Source organism: Pseudomonas sp. BGI-2 (assembly GCF_004310295.1).
Taxonomy (GTDB): domain Bacteria; phylum Pseudomonadota; class Gammaproteobacteria; order Pseudomonadales; family Pseudomonadaceae; genus Aquipseudomonas.
In genome coordinates this window covers 1-22651 of sequence record NZ_SISB01000014.1, presented here as the reverse complement: position 1 = coordinate 22651, position 22651 = coordinate 1, and the positions used below count along the sequence as shown (strand labels likewise).

19 protein-coding genes are annotated in these 22651 nt (G+C 60.3%); 6 read left to right on the top strand and 13 right to left on the bottom strand.

Annotation, left to right across the window (positions count from 1 at the left end):
- The first annotated feature begins 76 nt into the window (after positions 1-76).
- On the top strand, positions 77-352 hold the full coding sequence (locus EYC95_RS11665) for a CopG family ribbon-helix-helix protein (protein WP_131060485.1): 276 nt from the start codon (positions 77-79) through the stop codon (positions 350-352).
- Entirely contained in the window at positions 349-630 is a 282-nt protein-coding gene (locus tag EYC95_RS11660) for a type II toxin-antitoxin system RelE/ParE family toxin (RefSeq protein WP_131060484.1), read from the top strand. Before EYC95_RS11665 ends, EYC95_RS11660 begins: the two co-directional genes overlap by 4 nt.
- A 14-nt stretch (positions 631-644) precedes the next feature.
- Here EYC95_RS11660 and EYC95_RS11655 read toward each other — a convergent pair whose 3' ends face one another.
- Both EYC95_RS11655 and EYC95_RS11650 read right to left on the bottom strand, forming a co-directional pair.
- Complete coding sequence (locus tag EYC95_RS11655) at positions 645-890, bottom strand: DUF2789 domain-containing protein (RefSeq protein WP_131060483.1); 246 nt, start codon at positions 888-890, stop codon at positions 645-647.
- 139 nt (positions 891-1029) lie between these two features.
- Positions 1030-1491 carry an aminoacyl-tRNA deacylase gene (locus tag EYC95_RS11650; RefSeq protein WP_131060482.1) on the bottom strand — a complete coding sequence of 154 codons (462 nt, stop codon included), beginning with the start codon at positions 1489-1491 and terminating at the stop codon, positions 1030-1032.
- Positions 1492-1690: 199 nt separating this feature from the next.
- On the opposite strand from EYC95_RS11650, the gene EYC95_RS11645 reads away from it, so the two are divergent.
- The 3 genes from EYC95_RS11645 (at position 1691) to EYC95_RS11635 (ending at position 3712) form a co-directional block, all read left to right on the top strand.
- A complete protein-coding gene (locus tag EYC95_RS11645; protein WP_131060481.1) occupies positions 1691-2221 on the top strand; it encodes an NfeD family protein in 531 nt (176 codons plus the stop codon).
- A 2-nt stretch (positions 2222-2223) separates the two neighbouring features.
- Positions 2224-2982, top strand: a complete 759-nt coding sequence (locus EYC95_RS11640) for a slipin family protein (protein ID WP_131060480.1) — start codon at positions 2224-2226, stop codon at positions 2980-2982.
- A 346-nt stretch (positions 2983-3328) separates the two neighbouring features.
- Complete coding sequence (locus EYC95_RS11635; RefSeq protein ID WP_131060479.1) at positions 3329-3712, top strand: DUF6124 family protein; 384 nt, start codon at positions 3329-3331, stop codon at positions 3710-3712.
- A 324-nt stretch (positions 3713-4036) separates the two neighbouring features.
- Here the strand turns inward: EYC95_RS11635 and EYC95_RS11625 are convergent, their stop codons facing one another.
- From EYC95_RS11625 to EYC95_RS11570, 11 genes are all read right to left on the bottom strand, one after another.
- A complete protein-coding gene (locus EYC95_RS11625) occupies positions 4037-5614 on the bottom strand; it encodes an efflux transporter outer membrane subunit (protein ID WP_131060478.1) in 1578 nt (525 codons plus the stop codon).
- Positions 5611-6678: an HlyD family secretion protein gene (locus EYC95_RS11620; protein ID WP_131060477.1), complete on the bottom strand. Its 1068-nt coding sequence runs from the start codon at positions 6676-6678 to the stop codon at positions 5611-5613. The genes EYC95_RS11625 and EYC95_RS11620 overlap by 4 nt, the downstream gene beginning before the upstream one ends.
- 26 nt (positions 6679-6704) lie before the next feature.
- Positions 6705-8240 carry an MFS transporter gene (locus EYC95_RS11615; protein WP_131060476.1) on the bottom strand — a complete coding sequence of 512 codons (1536 nt, stop codon included), beginning with the start codon at positions 8238-8240 and terminating at the stop codon, positions 6705-6707.
- Between the two features lie 219 nt (positions 8241-8459).
- Positions 8460-9380, bottom strand: a complete 921-nt coding sequence (locus tag EYC95_RS11605; RefSeq protein WP_131060475.1) for a LysR family transcriptional regulator — start codon at positions 9378-9380, stop codon at positions 8460-8462.
- A 204-nt stretch (positions 9381-9584) separates the two neighbouring features.
- Complete coding sequence (locus EYC95_RS11600; RefSeq protein ID WP_131060474.1) at positions 9585-10451, bottom strand: ABC transporter permease; 867 nt, start codon at positions 10449-10451, stop codon at positions 9585-9587.
- 20 nt (positions 10452-10471) lie between these two features.
- A complete protein-coding gene (locus EYC95_RS11595) occupies positions 10472-11332 on the bottom strand; it encodes an ABC transporter ATP-binding protein (RefSeq protein WP_131060473.1) in 861 nt (286 codons plus the stop codon).
- Between the two features lie 5 nt (positions 11333-11337).
- Complete coding sequence (locus tag EYC95_RS11590) at positions 11338-12363, bottom strand: ABC transporter substrate-binding protein (RefSeq protein ID WP_131060472.1); 1026 nt, start codon at positions 12361-12363, stop codon at positions 11338-11340.
- A gap of 17 nt (positions 12364-12380) precedes the next feature.
- Entirely contained in the window at positions 12381-13268 is an 888-nt protein-coding gene (locus EYC95_RS11585) for a TauD/TfdA family dioxygenase (protein ID WP_131060471.1), read from the bottom strand.
- Positions 13269-13590: 322 nt separating this feature from the next.
- Complete coding sequence (locus EYC95_RS11580) at positions 13591-14958, bottom strand: HlyD family type I secretion periplasmic adaptor subunit (protein WP_131060470.1); 1368 nt, start codon at positions 14956-14958, stop codon at positions 13591-13593.
- Positions 14948-17104: a type I secretion system permease/ATPase gene (locus tag EYC95_RS11575; protein ID WP_131060469.1), complete on the bottom strand. Its 2157-nt coding sequence runs from the start codon at positions 17102-17104 to the stop codon at positions 14948-14950. The genes EYC95_RS11580 and EYC95_RS11575 overlap by 11 nt, the downstream gene beginning before the upstream one ends.
- 36 nt (positions 17105-17140) lie before the next feature.
- Entirely contained in the window at positions 17141-18493 is a 1353-nt protein-coding gene (locus EYC95_RS11570; RefSeq protein ID WP_131060468.1) for a TolC family outer membrane protein, read from the bottom strand.
- A gap of 358 nt (positions 18494-18851) precedes the next feature.
- Between EYC95_RS11570 and EYC95_RS11565 the strand changes: the two genes are divergently transcribed.
- Positions 18852-22651, top strand: a 3800-nt coding sequence (locus tag EYC95_RS11565) for a retention module-containing protein (RefSeq protein WP_131060467.1), incomplete at its 3' end; no start/stop codon positions are given.

The window sequence follows — 22651 nt, the reverse complement described above, 5'->3', positions numbered from 1 at the left end:
GTCGATTTCCCCTCAGGCCATGGTTTGTACTGACGACGTATATACTTTGTCAGTACATCAGTCGAGGATGCAGACCATGTCAAAACAAGCCGTCTTTACAATGAAACTCGAACCGGAATTGCGCGAGCAGTTCATGGCCGAAGCCGAAGCGTCGCATCGCCCTGCTTCGCAGATTGTTCGTGACATGATGCGGCAATTCGTTCAAAAACAGCGCGAGTCGCGTGAGTACGAAGCGTTTTTACAACGCAAAGTAGACCGCGCGCGATTGTCCATGAATGCAGGTGAAGGCCTGCCGAATGATGAAGTTGAGGCAGAATTCGCCGCCAGGCGTGCGAGGGCTGCTAAAGGATGAGGATTATTTGGACGCCTGCAGCAGCACAGGATCGTGCAGAAATTTGGGATTATCTCCATGCCGTCAATCCAAAAGCAGCCATCGCCATGGACACCCGTTTCACTCACTCAATATCTCAGCTGTCCCAATACCCTGAAAGCGGCCCCGCCGGAATCATTGCCGGCACACGAGAGCTGATTCCGCACCAGAGTTATCGCATCGTCTATGAACTGGGACGGGATGCGATCTGGATACTCGCGCTGGTTCACACTTCTCGACAGTGGCCGCTGGAGAGTTGAAGTACTCCTCAGATTTACACCCCCCGCCCCTTCCTCATCAGCACATCCAGTTGATCCACAACCTCCGCCCAATCCGCGTCATCCAGAATCTCCTCCCGCAATAACTGCGCTTGGCCCTCGCTCCAGAAAAATGCATCGGCCAAATGCAATTCAGGCTTGAGCGGTGAATGGGTGGCGATGAATTTATCGATGCTTTCGGCGTCGTCCGGCAGGCCGAGTTGTTTGAACAGGGAAGGGAGGCTGTGGGTTGGGGATTCCATGTCGGGCTCCTATTTATGGCAGATGATTGGGTGATTGCTTTGCAGTCAATCGCGGGCAAGCCTCGCTCCTACAATGGACAGCGTGACCCTGTAGGAGCGAGGCTTGCCCGCGAAGGCGATGTAACTGGCGCCGCAAAACTCACTGGCTCAACTCTCGCACCTCCGCATGCGGCACCATTTTCAGAAACTCCGGCATGTTCATGTGCACCAGATTGTTGTGGTTGCCGGCTTCGAGGTAGATGTCTTTCTGCCGGGTCAGCAGTGGGTCGATGACCATGTCCAGGCCATAGGATTCACCGAGCGCGGGCACGGCGCCCCGTTCGCAATCTTCGAACAGATGCGCCAGGGTGCTTTCCCGGGTGATCTGCCATTCGCCGCTGGCGCGAACTTTACTCAGGTCAAGGTGACGGCTGGCGGGCAGCACAGCCATCAGAAAATGACCGTGGTGGTCGTCGAGGATCACCGATTTGGCCACCCGTTCGGCAGGAATGCCCGCGACCCGCGCCGTTTCAAGGCTGCTGGCCGAGTGTGGGTGGGTGACAACGTCATATTCGCAGTGCGCCTTGTCCAGGCTGCTCTGCAGGGTTTTTGCCATACGCATGATGCACCTCGGAGTCCGCAAACACTGTTTGGCGGACGATGGTTAACACTTTTCTTCGTACTGAAAGTCTAGGCCTGCTGGCGCGTTTCAGAGTGAAATCCGCCCGCCGGGCCAACGTCAACAACTGGTCAAAATTCGTACAATCCACAGCTCAGCTAGACTGTATAAAGAACCATCAATGACTCTCCCGGAGGGTCACGTGAACACTCGTTGCTGGGCAATTGCGCTGTTGTTGGCCTTGAGCGGATCGGTCTTCGCCGCGGACACCGTCGTCCTGCTGGCGCCCAACCCCATGGGGATCTGGCTGATCACGTTCGGCATCGCGTTTCTGATCGCCGAGGCGGCACTGCCCAATTACGGCGTGATCGGGCTCGGCGGCATTGTGATGTTCGTGATCGGGGCGGTGATCATGACCAACACCGAAGTGCCTGTGCCGTTGATGATCGGCCTGGGACTGATCAGTGCGCTGCTGTTGATCTTCCTTTTGGTCCACGCGCTGAAAACCCGACCGCGCGAAAACGTCAGTGGCGATGCAGGACTGGTGGGTAGCGTGGCCCCGGTGTTGTCGCTGGCCGGCAATGCCTACAACGGTTGGGTGCACCTGCAAGGAGAAAAGTGGCAAGTCCTCAGCGTCACGCCGCTGCAACCCGGGCAAAGGGTCCGGGTGGTGGCGCGCAAGGGATTACTGCTGGAAGTGGCCGCGGCTGATGCGGCGTCGAATGGAGAATAGACATGGGCCTGCAACTGGGTTTTGCCGCGCTGCTGTTACTGCTGATCGCGCTGGCGGGGTCGACCTTCCGCATCCTGCGCGAATACGAGCGCGGGGTGGTGTTCCAGCTCGGGCGTTTCTGGCAGGTCAAGGGCCCTGGCCTGATCCTGTTGATTCCGGTGGTCCAGCAAATGGTCCGCGTCGACCTGCGCACCGTGGTACTCGACGTACCGCCGCAAGATGTGATTACCCGCGACAACGTCTCGGTCAAGGTCAACGCGGTGCTGTATTTCCGCGTGCTCGATCCACAGAAAGCCATCATCCAGGTCGAAGACTTCCTCATGGCCACCAGCCAACTGGCCCAAACCACGCTGCGGGCGGTGCTCGGTAAACATGAACTCGATGAACTGCTGGCCGAACGGGAACGGCTGAACATCGACATCCAGCAAGTGCTCGACGCCCAGACCGATGCCTGGGGCATCAAGGTGGCGAACGTCGAGATCAAGCACGTGGACCTCAACGAGTCGATGGTTCGCGCCATCGCCAAACAGGCTGAAGCCGAGCGGGAACGCCGGGCCAAGGTGATTCACGCCGAAGGTGAGTTGCAGGCCTCGGAAAAACTCATGCAAGCAGCCGAGATGCTGGGGCGTCAGCCTGGGGCCATGCAGTTGCGGTACATGCAGACGCTGAGTTCGATTGCCGGTGACAAGACCTCGACGATCGTCTTTCCGCTGCCGATCGAATTGCTCAAGGGGATGGCGGATTTGTCGTCCAAATCTTGACCTTCTGCAAAAACACCAACGTCTGGTAACTCCGTCGGAGATTTCCTTCAAGTTGTAGTGGTGTTGGTGAACTTGTTCCGGCCTGAACCCAGGTCTAGTCTGGGTTTGTCACTGAATAAACGGTGACACGGACGTGCAAGTCCGACGAAACTGTTTAGGTCGCAATTGCCATATCTCTCATTGAGCATTTAAGTGTTCACTGCTTTATGGCGGCTGCGCGCAGGAGATCCTCGGATCTGCTGGGTGTCCTAAACAGTCCCGGTCTTGCACACCTGCGCACGGCCGCCACCCCATTCGCGTGCAAGCGAACGGTGACGGCTCCAACTTACTGTTTAGGATATTTCATATGATCAAGATAACGCCCAATCCTCCAGAGAACTCTGACGCCCCGTCAGAAGAATCTCTCGAGGCTGAAAAACTCAAAGAAGCCGCTGACCGCGCCTTCGCCCACTACTTCCCCCCGGCTGACGGAAAACCAGCCAGGCGCCGCAAAGGCGCGCTCTTCTCAGTTTCTCCCGACATCGACACCGAAGCCCTGCTGGCCAACGCCTCCGAAGATTTGCTGTCCATCAGTGCCATTGCGGCCGATCTTGCGGACGACGTGGACGGGACACGGCGCTCGGTAGCCCTGGCACTCAGCCGCATGGCCGATGGCGTGCAGTTGCTCGTAGAGCGGGCGCTGGATCATTGGGAGGCGTTGCAAATGGCGAAGGCTCAAACCAAGGTTTAGCCGGGTAGATTTGTGGTGAGCTGAAGATTGCTTTCGCGAGCAAGCCCGCCCCCACAAGGGATCTCGGTCGTACACATATCTTGTGTTCACCGAAGATCACCTGTGGGAGCGGGCTTGCCCGCGATAGCGTCAGAGCCGTCGATACATGATTTGGCAACTAGCGCGTCATAAGGCACCCGCGCCCAACGCTCCACGCTTTATCACGTCGTTCAGGGCCATTACGTTAGAACCGCAAAAATGAGGCTGGCCCCCCAACCGGCATAGACCTGAGACTATCCACATCCAATTCATTGGGCCGAGTGTCAAATTTTGACAGCCCTGAAATCAGCGCTGTGCCGTCTCTGCCAGCGGATACACCGACTCCCATCCCCCGCCCAACGCCTTATACAAACCCACCATCGCCAGCGACACCCCGGTCGAGCTCTCCACAAACTGCTCCTGAGTCGCCAACAACGCGCCTTGCACCGTGAGAACATTGACGAAGTCCACCACCCCTTCCACATATTGCTGCTGCGCGGTGCGCAGGGCGATCTGGTTTTGGCGGACGGCTTCGGCGAGGCTGTCGCGGCGCAGTTGGCTGGCGTTGTAGGCGCTCAGTTGGTCGTCGATTTCATGCCACGCGCGTAGTACGGTTTGCTGGTAGGCGATGGCGGCTTCCTGTTGCTGGGCCTCGCGCAGATTCAGGACCCCGCGCAGGCGGCCGCCGTCGAACAGCGGCAGACTGAATTGCGGGCCGATACCGAACGAGCGCGAGCCCCAGGAACCGAAATCGCTCAGCTGCATGGCTTGTGAACCGATGTTGCCCGACAGGGTAATCCGCGGATAGAAGTTACCCTTGGCCACGCCGATGCTCGCGGTGGCGGCATGCAGGCGGGCTTCGGCCTGACGGATATCCGGGCGGCGTTCGGCCAGCTGCGACGGCAGGCCAATGGCGACCTGACGTGGGGTTTGCGGTACGGGCACGTCGCTGGATAACTCGGCGTGCAGCGCTTGAGGCGGTTCGCCCATCAGCAAGCTCAAGGCGTTGATCAGCTGTGATTGGCGCTGTTCCAGCGCGGGCAGGCGCGACTCGATGGCGGCGACTTGGGCGGCCGCTTCGGCGACGTCCAGGTCAGTGGCAACACCATCGGCCAGACGCAGTTGCGAGAGCCTCAGGCTGTGGCGGGCGACATCGAGGTTTTGTTCGGTAACAGCCCGAGTGCTTTGTACGCCGCGCAGTTGGATGTAGTCCTGAGCGGTTTCGGCGAGCACCGACAGCAGCACACCGCGGCGATCGTTTTCCGCGACTTCCAGCGTCGCGTCGGCGGCTTCGGTTTCGCGGCGCACACGGCCCCAGAAATCCAGTTCCCATGACGCGGAGAAGCCTGCGTCCCAGAGGTTGAACGCCGAGTCGCCGTTGTTGCCTGATGGATCGTTCAGGCCTTCGCCGCTGTTACGTTTGCGCCCGTAGCTGCCGGTGACAGCGGTGTTCGGATAACGGTCGGCGGTGATCGCCTGGCGTGCGGCGCGACTTTGCTGCAAGCGGCTGCTGGCGAGTTTCAGGTCGAGGTTGTCGGTCAGGGCGCGCTGGGTCAGGGCCGAGAGTTTCGGGTCGTTGAAGACGTCCCACCAGCGCTCGTTCATGTCGGTGGGTACGGCTTCACTGGCGGCGGCTTTGGACGGTTTCGACCACTCGGTGATTTGTTGTGCTTGAGGTTTCTGGAAGTCGGGGCCGACGGTGCAGGCTGTAAGGCTCATGATCAGCAAGGCGCAAAAGGTGAGTTGAAGCCACCGGCCTCTTCGCGAGCAAGCCCGCTCCCACAGGGGATCTCTTTTTGCGCACAAAACTTGGGCACCCCGCAGATTAAATGTGGGAGCGGGCTTGCTCGCGAAGGCGTCAGTCCGGTCAACAAAGCTCTTCATCGCTGAACCACCTCAGACGCCGTCGCCGCACCGGCCGTATCAATCCTCGCCTCCACCGACATCCCCACCCGCAACCGGCCGGCCAATGCCTGACCCGGTTCCAGAACAATCTTCACCGGAATCCGCTGCACAACCTTGGTGAAGTTGCCGGTGGCGTTGTCCGGTTTGATCGAAGCAAACGTCACACCGGTGGCCGGCGCGATGCTCTCGACGCGCCCCGTCAAAACCTCGCCACCGAGGCTGTCGACACGCACTTGCACGTCCTGCCCCGGCTTCACGTCGGTCAGTTGGGTTTCCTGGAAATTGGCGACCACGTAAGCCTGCGCCAGCGGCACCACCGCCAGAATCTTGCTGCCCGGCGTCACGTAAGCACCGACCCGCACCGCCCGCTCGCCCACCATGCCGTCCTGAGGGGCAACGATGCGCGTGTAAGACAGTTCGTAGCTGGCCATTTCCAGCGCCGCTTGCGCCCGCTTCAATCCACCGTCAGCCGCATCGCGCTGAGCCGTGAGGATCTCCACCTGCTTTCGCTCAGCCGCCAGCACCGCCGTGACGTTGGCCAATCGCGCGGCGGCCTGATCGATGCGCGTGCGCGCTTGCTGAGCATTCTGCACCGTGCCGGCACCGACCCCGGCGAGGTGGTTGTAGCGGTTCAATTCATGCTCGGCGAAGGCCATCTCAGCCTTGGCCGACACCACGGCGGCCTGGGCTTGAGCGATCACCGACGCCTGGCGCTCAAGGGTTGCCCGAGCGTTTTGCAGTTGCGCCCTGGCCACCAGCGTCTCGGCGTCGGCAGCTTGGGCGGCGGCGCGCAGGTCCCGGTCATCGATTAATGCCAGTAACTGCCCGGCCTTGACCTGCTGGTTGTCTTCCACCAGCACGTCCTTGATGAACCCCGCCACGCGAGGCACCACCAGGGTGAAGTCCGCCGAGACAAAGGCATCGTTGGTGTTCTGCTGCGTGCGTTTACCGAAAAGACCTGGCGTCAGCAGGTAAATCAGCACGCCGACCGCCACCACTGCGGCGACGCCGACAACCACTTTTTGCTTTGTTTGAGTCGTCATAAAAACCTTCTGTTTCAGTGAAGCGTTCATGTCGGTGCGCGCGGTGGATAAATCCGCGTCGGCAGCCAGAAAATCAGCAGGATCAGCACCAACGCGACGCCGGTCATGCACAGATAAAGATCCGATGACGTCAGCACCACGGCCTGCTCATGCAGACGATGGGCAAGGCCAGCGCTGTCGCTGTCGGCCAGAGGGGAGTTGCCAAGGTTGTCCACCAGCATGGTCGAATGGAAATGCAGCCTTGCCGTGGTCAACGCCTCAATCACACCGGTGGCGACCACCGCTGACAGGCCTTTCACGGTGTTGAACCAGGCCGAGGCATAGGGGCCTTCCATCGGCGTGATGCTGCCGGTGGAGAGCATCAGCAGCGGCAGTACCGCCATGGGCTGACCGAAGATTTGCAGCCATTGCAGCACGTAAAAATCGTCACGAATCCACACCGACGTCAGCTGCGAACCACCGATGCAGGACAGCGCCAACATGCTCAGACCGAGCCCCAGTACCCAGCGGCAATCGACCCAACGCAGGTTGCACAGCGCCGCCACCAGCGGCAGCGCGATCAACTGTGGCAGGGCCGCCAACAACATGATCGGTGCGGTCTGAACCGGGCGATAACCCTGGACCTGCGCCAGATAGCTGGACGGAATAATGATCACCGCCAGCAGCACCACCAGCACCCCGGCCAGGGTCAGCAAGGCGAACGCCAGGTTGCGGATCCCGAGCATCTGCATCTTGAAAAACGGGATGGGCTGCGACCACTCGTTGATCAGGAAAAGCACCAGCATCAACAGCCCACCGCCGAGCAATCCACAGATCAGGCTCGACTCGAACCAGTCCAGTCGATTGCCCTGCAAAATGCCGATCACCAGCATGCAGATCGCCGGAAACCCCAGCAGCAAGCCGCGCCAGTTGAATTGTTTGAAGCGCTCCAGACGCAGCGGATCCTGCGGCAAGCCGTAGGCCACGGCCGCCATGGCAATCAGACACGGCGCGATGATTTGCCAGAAGGTCCATTGCCAGCCGACGTATTCGGTCCACAAGCCGGCCAGTGGTGTGCCGAGCCCAGGGCCGAAGGTGGCCGTCAGCGCGTAACCCGCCAGACCGTAAAGCTTCACGTTGGCCGGCAAAAAGCGCAGCGCGACGGTCATCAGCATCGGTGGAAGCGCGCCCCCAGCCAGGCCTTGCAAAGTACGCATCAGCAGCAGGCTTTCGTAGTTCGGGGCGAACGGGCACAACACGCCCAACAGGGTGAAGGCGCTGATGGCGCAGAGGGTGAAGCGCCGCAACGAGAACGTCACCGAGCACCACGGCGCGAAGGCCATGGCGGCTACGGAGGTCGCCGTGTAGCTGGCGACCAGCCAGGTGCCTTCGTCATAGCCGATGGCCAATGCGCCGCGAATGTCGGCCAGAGCGACCTTGGTCACCATCTCGTTGAGGCCCGACACCAGCACCGCCAGCAACACGCCCACCAGACCGATGATGATCCGCGGGCCGAAGACCGGGGGCGTAACGGCGGCCGGACTGGCCGCGGCGAGAGGTGCCGTGACCGTGAGTAAAGTCATTTACTGCAAGCTCCGGGGTTTGAATACCGAAGCAGTTTAAGAAGCGCGGGACGTTACGAAAACTGACTTATTGACAGGTAATAAGTGCGTTTCATGCAGCAATAATAAACCCTGTGGGAGTGAGCCTGCTCGCGATAGCGGTGGATCAGTCAACATCTGTAGTGAATGTGATGGCCCTATCGCGAGCAGGCTCACTCCCACAGGGATTGGGTGTGAACTTCAAGAGGGTTGTGCGGCCAGCCAGGTCTCATCGCAACAGGCCTTGAGCGTTTCACGCAGCCAGCGATGCGCCGGGTCCTTGTCGAAACGCGGGTGCCAGGCCTGGGTCAGCATCAGGGTGGGCAAGGGAATCGGCAGGGTAAACGAGCGCAGCTTCAAACCCAGGCGCCGCACACTCAACAGCGCTTCCTTGGGCACCGGCAAAATCAGGTCGGAATCCGGCAGCGCAAACATCGCCGCGTGGAAACTCGGCGCAATCATCGCCACCCGCCGCTCCAGCCCAAGGGCATTGAGTGCGGCATCAATCGGCCCGCGAGCAATGCCGCGACGGGACATGCTGATATGGGAGAAACCCGCAAAACGCTCGGCCGTAATCTCTTCGTCGAACAGCGGATGGTCCTCGCGAACCAGGCCAACGAAATGAGTGGAAAACAGATTCTGAACCTTCACTTCCGGGGTTAGCGGCCGGGTATTGCTGATGCTCAGGTCGATCCGCCCTTCGCGCAGCGCTTCATCGTCGCCGTCGCCTTCGGGGACGAAGCGCAACTCGCAATGCGGCGCCTGACGGTCCAGGGTGTCGAACAGCTTGCCGCCGTAGACACCGACGAAAAAGTCATTGGCGCGGATGCTGAAGCGACGACGCAACGAACCCAACTCCACCGCATCGGCCGAGCGAAACAGCAATGCGGCCTGCTCCACGACATCGCGTACTTGCTCGCGAAGCTCCAACGCCTTGGGCGTTGGCACCAAACCACGACCGGCGCGCACCAGAATCGGGTCGCCGATGGCCTCGCGGATACGCGTGAGCGTTCGGCTCATAGCCGCCGGGCTGAGGTTCATCCTCCGCGCAGCGCCCACCACACTGCCCTCGTCGAGCAAGGCGTCGAGGGCGACCAACAGGTTCATGTCCGGGAGTTGCATGCTGAGCACTCGTGTCTGGGCTGGGTTGATTCAGACGCAATGCTAGCAAACATTCTCCTGACTGATGTATTGGCAGGTCTGGCCCCTTCGCGAGCAGGCTCACTCCTACAGGGGTTTTGTGTTGAATACAAAATCTGCATCCAATGAAGATCCACTGTAGGAGCGAGCCTGCTCGCGAAGAGGCCGGATCAGACACCGCAAATCTTAGCGCTGCATCCCCCACCGCTTCACCGTGACCCGCTCCAGCGTGTCAAACACCAGGTTCTCCACCAGCAACCCAATCAAGATCACCACCGCCAACCCAGCAAACACCTTGTCGGTGTACAGCTCATTACGATTCTGAAAGATGTACCACCCCAACCCGCCCTTGCCGCTGGTGGCGCCAAACACCAATTCCGCTGCGATCAGCGTTCGCCAGGCAAACGCCCAGCCGATTTTCAACCCGGCAAGGATCGACGGCAGCGCCGCCGGGATCAGGATGAACAGCACGAAGCGCATACCCTTGAGGCCGTAATTGCGCCCGGCCATGCGCAGGGTTTCCGAGACGCCAAGAAACCCGGCATAGGTATTCAGCGCCAAGGCCCAAAGTACTGAATGCACCAGCACAAAAATCAGGCTGTTCTGCCCCAGACCAAACCACAGCAGCGCCAACGGCAATAGCGCAATCGCCGGCAGTGGATTGAACATCGAGGTCAAGGTGCTCAGCAGATCGCGGCCGAACTGCGTCGACACCGCCAACGTGGTCAGGCCAAACGCCAGGACGATGCCGATCAAGTAACCCTTGAGCAGCACCACCAGCGAAATCCAGACTTTGCCCAGCAGTTCACCGCTGAGCAAGCCGTCATACAGCGCGCTGCCGGTTTGCAGAAAACTCGGCAGCAGCAGGTCGTTGTTCTGAACGCGGGCAACCACCTCCCACAGCACTGCGAGCAAAATCAGGATCAGGCTTTTACGTAGCCAAGCCTGTTGCCAGAGGCGCTGAGCGAGCGGCAATTCCCGCTCCACCGGCACGCTCGTCAATGGCTGCAAAACGGTTTCGAATTCTTCACGCGCAGATGATAAATGGCTCATCGGGCACTCCTCTCAATGGCTCAATAAGCGATGCGAATGTCGGAAAAATCCAGCTCACGCTCGGTTTCCGGCGACTGACCTTCATCGAACAGCAACCGATGAATCCTTCGCGCCGACTCCTGAAACGCTACGCCACCGAGGCTGTGCAAATCGTATTGATGGCAGTGGACTTCGGCCCGCACCCGACCCGGATGCGGCGACAGCAACAGAATGCGATTACCCACCACCAGCGCTTCTTCGATGGAGTGCGTGACGAACAGCAGCGTGAAGCGCACCTCTTCCCAGAGCAGCAGTAATTCTTCCTGCATCTTGCGGCGAGTCAGCGCATCGAGGGCGGCGAAGGGTTCGTCCATCAGGAGGATTTTCGGCTGCATCGCCAACGCCCGGGCGATCGCCACTCGCGCCTTCATGCCGCCGGACAATGTGTGCGGATACGCATCGGCAAACGCCGCCAGACCGACCTTTTCCAGATAGTGCAACGCCCGTTCTTCGGCCTCTTTGCGCTTGAGGGTTTTCGAGGCCAGCAGCGGAAACATGACGTTCTGTTTGACGGTTTTCCACGGCGGCAGTTGATCGAATTCCTGGAACACTACAATCCGGTCCGGCCCCGGCGCATGAACGGTTTGTCCTTGCAGCCGGATCTCGCCCTCGCACGGTTGAATGAATCCGGCGACCGCTTTGAGCAGCGTCGATTTACCGCAACCCGACGGCCCCAGCAGCACAAAGCGGTCAGCCGGATCGATTTCAAAACTGACTTGATGCGTTGCCCGAACCACACGCTGCGGCGTGCGGTACTCCAGGCTGACATTGTCGACGGACAGCAGCGCCTGGGCTGCTGTGACCGGGTTGCTGGCCGTGTGGCCTTGCAAAGGGGCGTTCATCTCGATCAGCTCCCTTGCAGCGGTTTGGCATCCTGGAAGAAGTAATCCTTCCACGAATCCGGTTTGGTTTTGATCGCGCCGACGCGATATAGGAATTCGGCCAATGGGTAGGTGTTTTTCGGCGTGACGCTGAATTCAAACTGCGGGTTGTCGATGATTTTCAGCAACGCGGCACGGTCGATTTTGGCTTTGGTGACACGGATGTAAGTGTCGGCGGCCGCGCCTTTGTCGTTCTGGGCAAACTGCGCCGCTTCGGTCAGCGCCTCGACGAAGGCCTTGTAGGTTTTCGGGTTCTCGTCGCGGAATTTCTCGGTGGCGAACAGCACCGTCGGTGAGTTCGGGCCGAGCAGGTCATAGGTGTTCAGCACCACGTGCACGTTCGGGTTTTCCAGCGCCTGGTCCTGGAACGGCGGGTTGGAGAAATGCCCGGTCAATTCGGTGCCACCCGCGATCAGCGCGGCGGTGGCGTCCGGGTGCGGCAACGCGATGGTGTACTTGTCGAGGCGATTGAAGTCCTTGTCACCCCATTGCTTGGCGGCCGCGTATTGCAGGAAGCGCGACTGCACCGACACCCCGACCGCCGGCACCGCGATGCGGTCCTTTTCGGTGAAGTCGGCGATCGTTTTGACCTTGGGATTGTTGCTCACCAGGTAATACGGGAAATTGCCGAGGGAGGCCACGGCTTTGACGTTTTGCTTGCCGTGGGTACGGTCCCAGATGGTCAGCAACGGACCGACGCCCGCACCGGCAATATCAATCGAGCCTGACAGCAGCGCATCGTTGACCGCCGCGCCACCGGACAACTGGGTCCAGTCGACTTTGATGTCGATGCCTTCCTGCTTGCCGTATTTCTCGATCAGGTTCTGATCGCGCACCACGTTGAGCAACAGATAAACGATGCCGAACTGCTCGGCGATGCGGATTTCACCTTCGGCGTGGGCCACGGTCGGCGCCACCAGACTGCCGGCGATCAGGCTGAATCCCAAACCGATGGCAGCGGCCAGCGGCGCGAAAGGAAGACGTTTGGACATGGAAGTTCTCCGACAAATCAGAAAGGCGCGTCGCCCTGGATGGTGGTGCGATACAGCTTGCGGCGCAGATGGCTTGGGCATCCGGCGGCGAGGTGGATCAGCGAGCGGTTGTCCCAGAACACCAGGTCGTGGGCCTGCCATTGATGGCGGTAGATGTTTTGCGGCAGCACGCTGTGAGCGTAGAGCTCATCAAGCAGTTGCTTGCTCTCGTCCTCCGGCAAACCGACGATGCGGGTGGTGAAACCTTCGCTGACGAACAACGCCTTGCGACCATTTTCCGGGTGCGTGCGCACGATCGGGTGGACCACTTCGGCCACTTGAGCCAGTTGCTCCGGCGTCAGGGTCGGGCGCCAGTTGCCTTCGAATTTGGTCTCGCTGTAGCGCGCCGTGTAGGAATGCGCCGCCGGACGACCTTCGACCGCTTTGCGCAGCGCCTCGGGCAGGTTGTCCCAGGCTTTGTGCATGTCGGCGAAGAGCGTGTCGCCGCCTTCGGACGGCAGCTCCTGGGCGTGCAGCATCGAGCCCAGGCTCGGCAATTCTTTATAGGAAAGGTCGGAGTGCCAGAACTTGCCGGCGTCACCGAGGCCGATGGATTGGCCGTTTTCGATAATGTTGGAAACGATGAGGATTTCCGGGTGGCCGGCCAGCAGGAACTGCTTGAGCACATGGATCTGCAACACGCCGAATCGACGGCTAAAGGCGATTTGCTGCTCGGGGGTGATGCGCTGGTCGCGGAACACTACGACGTGATGATCAAGGTGCGCGCGGTGGAGGCGGGCGAAATCCTGATCATTGATCGGGCGGGACAGGTCCAGGCCGATGATTTCGGCACCGACAGCGCCGCTGAACGGACGAATGTCGAAGGTTTGTGGCGCGATTGCGGGTGACGCAGAGACGGCTGACATAAAAATCACTCCCACGCACGGCACGCTTCAAAGCGCGCACGTCGATCAAGAAACTCACGGAGGTCCCGTGTTGGTTCGTGTCGTGCGGCGCGCCGATGGGTCGGCAGGTACGCAGGAGAGTGACTTTATAGGTATAAGAATTTAAATTTAAATACCGTTAGCGAATAACGATATGGCTTTTGGATTGTGGCGTTTTTGAGGCCGCCTTCGCGGGCAAGCCTCGCTCCTACAGAGGTTTGTGTCGTATGCCAAATATGTGAACGATACAAATCCTGTAGGAGCGAGGCTTGCCCGCGAAGAGGCCATCAGCCGCGCTCAAGAACTACCGCTCGTGCAACGCCTCAGCCCGAGCCCGAATAATCGGTTTCAGCAGATAGCTTAGAACGGTCTTCTTGCCGGTAATGATATCCACCGAAGCCACCATCCCCGGGATGATCAGCAACGGCTTTTCATCCGTCCCCAGGTGGCTGCGATCAGTGCGCAGCTTGATGATGTAGTACGTGGTCTTCTTGTCTTCATCGGTGATGGTATCGGCACCGATCTGTTCAAGCCTGGCCTTCAGCCCACCGTAAATGGTGTAGTCGTACGCCGTGAACTTCACCGTCGCTTCCTGCCCCGGGTGCAGGAACGCGATGTCTTGCGGGCGGATCTTCGCTTCCACCAGCAAGGTGTCGTCCAGCGGTACGATTTCCACCAGGTCGCTGCCCGGCTGGATCACGCCGCCAATGGTGTTCACCAGCAGCTTGTTGACGATGCCGCGCACCGGCGATGTCACCAGCGTCCGGCTGACCCGATCTTCCAGCGCTTTGCCGGTGGCCTGGGCCTTGTTCAGGTCGGTGCGTGCCTCGTTGAGTTGGGTCAGGGCTTCGCTGCGAAATTTGCCGCGTGTCTCGTCGATCTTGCGCTGCACTTCCTTGATCGCCGATTCGGCGCGAGGGATCGCCAGCGTCGTGGCATCCAGTTGCCCACGGGTTTCGACCTCGGCACGCTTGAGTCGCAACACCTCGACCGGCGACACCGCGCCCTGGGCCACCAGCGGCTCGGACATGTTGATTTCCTGACGCTGCAACGACAATCCATTGCGGTACTGGGACTGTTTGGAAGTGAATTCGCGCAGCTCTTGCTGACGCTGGATCAACTGCTCCTGCAAACCACCGATCTCATCGTGCAGTTGCTGACGACGGCTGATGTACAGCGACTCCTCACTGGCCGCCTGACCGGGAACAGCCTTCAGCACATCGGCGGGGAAGTTCAGCGGACGGTCATCGACCTCGGCGCTCAAGCGCTCCACGCGCAGCAGCATCGACAGCCGATCGGCTTCGGTCTCGCCCACGTTGGAGGCAAACCGTGTGTCGTCCAAGCGAATCAGCGGCGCGCCGGCCTCGACAATCTGCCCTTCGGTGACGTACAGCTCGGAAACGATGCCGCCCTCAAGATTTTGGATTTTCTGGATCTTCGACGACGGAATCGCCTTGCCGTCGCCCTTGGTGACTTCGTCGATCACCGCGTAATTGGCCCAGAGCATCAGGAACACGAAGAAACCGATGATCGCCCAGATCGTCAGCCGCACCACCCGCGGGGCGTCTTCGATGAGGGCTTTGTTGACCTCGGGAAGTGGCTGGCCATGCAGCGACTCGGAGCCTTTGAAGTAACGGCGAATCGAATCCTTGAAACCCGACTTAAGCAACACTGATCTGCCCCTTTTTCAACGCTTCCATCACGGCGGCTTTCGGGCCATCGGCGAGAATTTGTCCACGGTCGATGACGATCAAGCGATCCACCAGCGACAACAGCGATGCCCGGTGCGTCACCAGCACCACGGTCTTGTTTTCAATCACCGCGGCGAGGCGTTGCTTGAGGCGTTCTTCACCGGTGTTATCCATGGCGCTGGTCGGTTCGTCGAGCAGCAGGATCGGCGGATTGAGCAGCAACGCACGGGCCAGGGCCACATTCTGGCGCTGACCGCCGGACAGGTTCTGCCCGCGCTCACCGACTTGCAGTTCATAACCTTGCGGGTGCAGACGGGCGAACTCGTGCACGCCGGCCAGTTCGGCGGCTTGCAGCACCATTTCGTCTTCTACATAGCGCGCACCCGAGACCAGGTTGTCGCGCAGGGTGCCGGCCAGCAGCTGGATGTCCTGCGCCACATAGCCGATGTTGTGGCGCAATTCGCTGACGTCGATCTGACGAATGTCGACGCCGTCCACCAACAGCGCGCCGTCGTCCGGTTGATAGAGACCCACCAGCAGTTTGGCCAGGGAGCTTTTGCCCGAGCCGCTGCGACCGATGATGCCGATCTTCTCGCCCGGCTTGATGACCAGGTTGATGTTGTTCAGCGCCGCGTTCTGTTGGTTCGGGTAGGTGAAATTCATCTGCCGGCATTCGATGGCGCCTTGCAGCACCTTGCGGCTCAGCGGGCGCTCTTCGAAGTTGCGCTCTTGCGGCAGTTCCATCATCTGGTCCACCGACACCATGGTCACCCGCGCTTGCTGGTAACGGGTCAGCAGGCCGGACAACGAAGCCAGCGGGCTGAGCGCGCGACCACTGAGCATGTAGCAGGCGATCAGACCGCCCATGCTCAGGTTGCCGGCGATGATCTGGTACACGCCGAAGACGATCATGATCACCCCGGCCAGTTGCTGGATCAGCAGGGTGATGTTCATTGCCAGACCCGAGAGCATTTTCACTCGTAGCTCGAGGCGGCTGAGGGTGCCGATGGTCTGTTCCCACTGATACTGGCGTTCGCTTTCGGCGTTGTTGACCTTCACCGCATCAAGGCCGGCGAGGGTTTCGATCAGGCTCGACTGTCGCTCGGCGCCCAGGGCCATGGTTCGTTCCATGGTCGCCACCAGCGGTTTCTGCAGCGCATAGCCGATCAGCAAGGCAATCGGGAACGCCAGCACCGGAATCCACACCAGGTGCCCGCCGAGAATGGCGATGACCATGAAGATCAACAGCGTAAACGGCAGGTCGATGAGGCTGGTCAGGGTCAGCGAGGCGAGGAAGTCGCGCAGGCTCTGAAACTCATGGATGTTCTGGGCGAAGCTGCCGACCCGGGCCGGGCGGTACTTCATGGCCATGCCGACGATGCGCTCGAACAATGTCGCCGAGATGATCAAGTCGGTTTTCTTCCCGGCCAGGTCCAGACACAAGCTGCGCAGGCTCTTGAGGATCAGGTCGAACAAATATGCCCCGGTGATGCCGATGGCCAGCACCCAAAGCGTCGATTCAGCCTGGTTCGGCACCACGCGGTCGTAGACGTTCATCACGAACAGCGGCGCGGCCATGGCGATGATGTTGATCAGGAAACTGGCGGCGATGGCGTCGGCGTACAGCCAGCGCGAACGCTTGAGGGTGTCGCGAAACCACGAGCGCGCGCGCGGGATCAGCGTGCCGTGATTGACGTCGAATTTGTGCTGGGGTTGAGCGAAGAACACCTTGCCAATGTAATCGTCGGCCAGCAGTTCACGGCTGACGAGGCTTTCGCCACCGTCGCTTTCACTGATCAGCAGGCGGGCCTGGTCTTCACCGTGCCAGCCGAGCAGGACGGCACTGCGGCCATCCTTGAGCAGCAACAGCGCCGGCATCGCAATCGCCGGAATCTGCTCCAGCTTGCGCACCAGCACGCGCCCTTGCAGGCCGGCGCGAGCGGCAGCGCGGGGCAGCAGCTCAACGCTCAGGCGCTGCTTGGGCAACGGCAGGCCGGTGGTCAACATCGCGGCGCTGGCCGGCTTTTGATGCAGCGTGCAAAGGGCTAGCAGACCATCCAGTAACGGATCGTCGTGCAGCGCGCGTGGATCATGAATGAGTTGAACTCGACTGACTTCTGATTCCACGCTCGGCACTCTTGGCTAACAGTAAAAAGGGAAGACTCAATTCATCCCGGGTAGCTGGACCCTGGGCTTCACGTCGTTCTGCACAACGGATGCCAATGGTGCGACCACTCCCTGGCTCTTGAGCAACTCGCCCATGGTCGCCTTGATTCGGTACTGAGTAAATAACTGAATGTTTTTGATCTCCGCCAGGCGACGGGCAGCGGTGAACAGTTCGTTTTCACTGTCGAGCAGGTCGAGCAAGGTGCGCTCGCCCAGGCTGAACTGCTTCTGATACGCGGTGCGCACGCTGGTGCTGTGATCGACATATTGCTGGGCGATCGGCACTTGGGCGTTGGCGTTGTTCAACGCATTCCAGGCCAGGCCCAACTCTTCGTTCAATACGCGCAGCGCGTTATTGCGGATATCCAGCGCCTGATTGGACAGGTACGACTTGGATTCCAGATCAGCCTTGTTACTGCCGCCGGCATACAGGTTGAAGCGCATGCGCAACATGGCCTGCCATTCGTTGCTGTGACCGTTCTGACCGTCGAGATCGTTGTCGGCGGAGCGACCCAGTTCGGCATCGAAGCGCGGGTAGAAGGACGATTTGGCGGCGTCGTACTGTTTCTCGGCAGCGGCGATGTCGGACTCGGCAGAGCGCAGGATCGGGCTGTTTTCCAGCATCTGCGCGCGGGCTTCATTCAAGTTGGCCGGCAACAGCGCGAGAAAATCGGCAGGCCGCTCCAGTTGATCGGGCATCTGGCCCACGGCACTGAGGAAGTTGGTCTCGGCGTCAGCCAGGTTGGTCTGTTCGGTGATCAGGTTGTTGCGGGCCTGGGCCATACGCGCTTCGGCCTGATCAAGGTCGGCACCGCTGCCGACGCCGCGCTGGGTGCGCAACTTGATCTGGTCAAAAATGCGTTCGTGGCTTTTCAGGTTGTCTGTGGCCAGGCGCACGAATTCGCGGCGGGTCAGTACATCCAGATAAACCTGAGCCACGGTCAGCGCGGTGCGTTCGGATGTGCCCAACAAGGAATAAGCACGGGAATTAACGGTGGCTTGTTGACGCCCCACTTCACTGGACGTCGCAAAACCGTCAAAGACCATTTGCGACAGACGCAAACTTGACTCGCTGCGGTTCAGGGTTTCCCAGTGATTGTCGTTACCGGCAGCGCGCGTGGTGACGCTGTCCGTGCCTTCGCGACCATAACCGCCCAGCAAATCGACCCGGGGAAGGTATCCACCTTTTGCTGCCTTTAACTGATAATCCGCGGCCAATCGACTATTAACACCTGCCTGGATTTCCGGATGGACATCCAACGCCTGTTGCATGGCCTCCGGAAGTGATTGCGCCTGAACAAAACTGGCGGCAAGGGCGAAGGGTAAAGCCTTGAACAGGTGCAAACGCATGGTTGGAATTTCCCGGAATTACTTGTCTTGAATTACTGCAGAACGTGCCGCTGCATCGGATGATGACCATCGGAATGACCGTGTGTCGGAAAGTTGGAATTTGGAACTGAGCCACACTCTTGGGGCAGGTAGTTACCTAAATATCAATGTGACATTACGGGGGCGAGTGTTTAGGATGACAGCACTAAGGTCAATAGTTTGGCATATAGTTTATAGCGAAAAAATATAGCCAATTTGCTGACGCTTAAGCGCGTCAACGTTGTGCCTCGAATACCTTGAAAGTACGTCCAGACTGATTTGGCGAACACGCCATCAGGTTTATGGAAGTCAACTGAACGTGACACCCGGAGAGTCTTCAATGAGCAGTGTTGTTGCCATCGTCAAAAGCATTGTCGGTCAGGTTTTCGCGGTGTCCCCAGAGGGCATTCGCCGCGTACTCGTTGAAGGCGACCGGTTGTTTGTCGGCGATCAGGTAGACACGGGTGCCGCTGGCGCCGTTACGCTCGAACTGGCTGACGGCCGGACCCTGGACCTGGGCCGCGACACTCAATGGAGCGCCAGCGACCCGGATTCCAGCACTGACTTGTCAGAAGCCACTGCACAAGCCGCGCCATCGGTTGAAGAACTGCAGCAAGCCATCGCTGCGGGTGCCGACCCGACCACTGAACTCGAAGCCACCGCAGCCGGCCCGACAGCTGCGGGCTCGGGCGGTGCGGCAGGTGGCGGTCACAGCTTCGTGATGCTGGATGCAACCGCTGGCCGGGTCGACCCGACCATTGGTTTCCCGACTGCGGGCCTCAGCACTGCGGCACTGGCCGCCCAGAACACCCTTGGCGGCCAGACGGCAAACACCAGCGCCAACGTGCAGCGCGAATCGACCCTGAGCCTGAGCGCCACGCCGACCATTACCGAAGCGGGCGGCGTACTGGTTTACACCGCGAACCTGACCCAGGCACCGCTGACCGACCTGACCATCACGCTGTCCAATGGCTCGGTGATCGTGATCCCGGCTGGCCAGTTGACCGGCACCGTCAATGTCCCGCTCGCGCCGAACGACACGGTTTATAACGACTCGACCCAGATCAACGTGACCGTCACCGGCACCACGGGCGGCAACGGCATCATCGTCACTTCGCCGACGACCCCGGCCGTGACCCAGGTTACCGACACCGTCGACACCACCACGGTCACCTTGACCGCCGGCGCCAACGTCACCGAAGGCGGCCAGATTACTTACACCGCCACACTGACCAACCCGGCGCAGACACCGGTCACCATCACCCTGTCCAACGGTTCGACCATCACCATCGAAGCCGGCAAAACCACTGGCAGCGTTGACGTGTCTACACCGGCCAATGACGTCTATCAGAACGGAAGCACCGTTAGCACCACGATCACTGGCGCCACCGGCGGCAACTTCGAGAATCTGGTGCCGAGCACCACGCCAGCGGTCACCACCATTACCGACTCGCCGGACACCACCTCCGTCACACTGACGGCGGGTTCGACGGTCACCGAAGGCGGCCAGATCACGTACACCGCCACCCTGACCAACCCGGCTCAAACCCCGGTCACTGTCACCCTGTCCAACGGTTCGACCATCACCATCGAAGCCGGCAAAACCACCGGCACCGTGAACGTCGACACCGCAGCCAATGACGTTTATCAGAACAGCAGCACCGTCAGCACCACGATCACTGGCGCCACCGGCGGCAACTTCGAGAATCTGGTGCCGAGCACCACGCCAGCAGTCACTACCATTACCGACTCGGTCGACAACACCGGCCTGAGCCTCACCGCCACTGGCACCGTCGTCGAAGGTGGCCAGATCACTTACACCGCAACACTGACCAACCCGGCCGGCACGCCGATGAGCGTGACCTTGAGCAATGGCTCGGTCATCACCATCGAAGCGGGCAAGACCACCGGCAGCGTGATCGTCGATACGGCGGCCAATGACGTCTACAACAATGGCAGCACCGTCAGCACCACCATCACCGGGACCACCGGCGGCAATTTCGAGCAGCTGACCCCGAGCACCACGCCAGCCGTCACCACCATCGCCGACTCGGTCGACAACACCGGTCTGAGCCTCACCGCCACTGGCACCGTCGTCGAAGGCGGTCAGATCACCTACATCGCGACACTGACCAACCCGGCCGGCACGCCGATGACCGTGACCTTGAGCAATGGCTCGGTCATTACCATCGAAGCGGGCAAGACCACCGGCAGTGTGACTGTCGATACCGCCGCGAATGACGTCTACAACAATGGCAGCACCGTCAGCACCACCATCACCGGGACCACCGGCGGCAATTTCGAGCAGTTGACCCCGAGCACCGAGCCGGCGCTGACCACCATTACCGACTCCAGGGACGACACTGGCCTGAGCCTGTCGGCGTCCGCCGAAGTGGCCGAGGGCGGTCAGATTCTGTACACCGCGACCCTGACCAATCCGGCTGGCACGCCAGTGACCGTCACCCTGAGCAACGGTGCGGTGATCACCATCGCGGCCGGCGCCACCAGCGGTTCCGTCAGCGTTGCGGCGCCTACCGATGACGTCTACAAAGATGCCGGCAAGGTCGAAGCGACCATCAAGGACGCTACGGGCGGCAACTTCGAGAACCTGGTGCCGAGCACTGTTGCGGCGGTGACTGACGTTACGGACACCCTCGATACCTCGACCGTCAACCTGACCGCGACTTCTTCCGTGGCCGAAGGCGGTACCGTGGTGTACACCGCGTCCGTCACCGCTCCGGTCACCGGTTCGCCGGTTGTGGTGACGCTGTCCAACGGCCAGACGATCACCATCCCGGTCGGTTCGAGCTCCGGCAGCGTGAATTTCGTTGCGCCGAACGATGCCCTGGCGGGCGGCGCTTCGTTGAGCGTCAAAATCGACGATGCGAAGGGTGGCAATTACGAGAAGCTGGATGTCGACGGCAAGTCGGCGGATACCTCGGTTACCGATACGGCTGACATTACGACTCTTAGCCTGAGCGCGACGGATTCTGTGGCTGAAGGCGGTTCGATCGTTTACACCGCCAACCTGACCAATGCGGCCGGCACGCCCGTGACCGTCACCCTGAGCAATGGCGCCGTAATCACCATCGCCGCCGGCGCCATCAGCGGCTCCGTGACCGTCAAGGCGCCTGCCGATGACGTCTACAAAGACGCCAGCAAAGTCGAAGTCACTGTCAAAGATGCAGTCGGCGGAAACTTTGAAAACCTGATTACCAATCCGGCAGCAGCGGTGACTGATGTTACCGACACCGTCGATACTTCGACGGTCAGCCTGACCGCGACTTCTTCCGTGGCCGAAGGCGGTACCGTGGTGTACACCGCGTCCGTCACCGCGCCTGTGACCGGCTCGCCGGTCGTCGTGACCTTGTCCAACGGCCAGACCATCACCATCCCGGTCGGTTCGAGCAGCGCCAGCGTGAACTTCGTCGCACCGAACGATGCCCTGGCTGGCGGCAGCTCCCTGAGCGTCAAAATCGACGACGCCCAGGGTGGCAATTACGAGAAGCTGGACGTTGACGGCAAGTCGGCGGACACCTCGGTGACTGATACGGCGGACACCACGACTATCAGCCTGAGCGCTACCGATACGGTTGCTGAAGGTGGTTCGATTGTTTACACCGCCACGCTGACTAATGCTGCCGGCACACCCGTGACCGTCACCCTGAGCAACGGCGCCGTGATCAACATCGCTGCTGGCGCAACTGTTGGCTCAGTGACCGTCAAAGCGCCTGCCGATGACGTCTACAAAGACGCCGGCAAAGTCGAAGCGACCATCAAGGACGCTACGGGCGGCAACTTCGAGAACCTGGCTCCGAGCACTGTTGCGGCGGTGACTGATGTTACCGACACCGTCGATACCTCGACGGTCAGCCTGACGGCCACGTCCTCTGTCGCTGAAGGCGGCACCGTGGTGTACACCGCGTCCGTCACTGCTCCAGTGACCGGTTCGCCGGTCGTCGTGAACTTGTCCAACGGCCAAACCATCACCATCCCGGTCGGTTCGAGCAGCGCCAGCGTGAACTTCGTCGCACCGAACGATGCCCTGGCTGGCGGCAGCTCCCTGAGCGTCAAAATCGACGACGCCCAGGGTGGCAATTACGAGAAGCTGGACGTTGACGGCAAGTCGGCGGACACCTC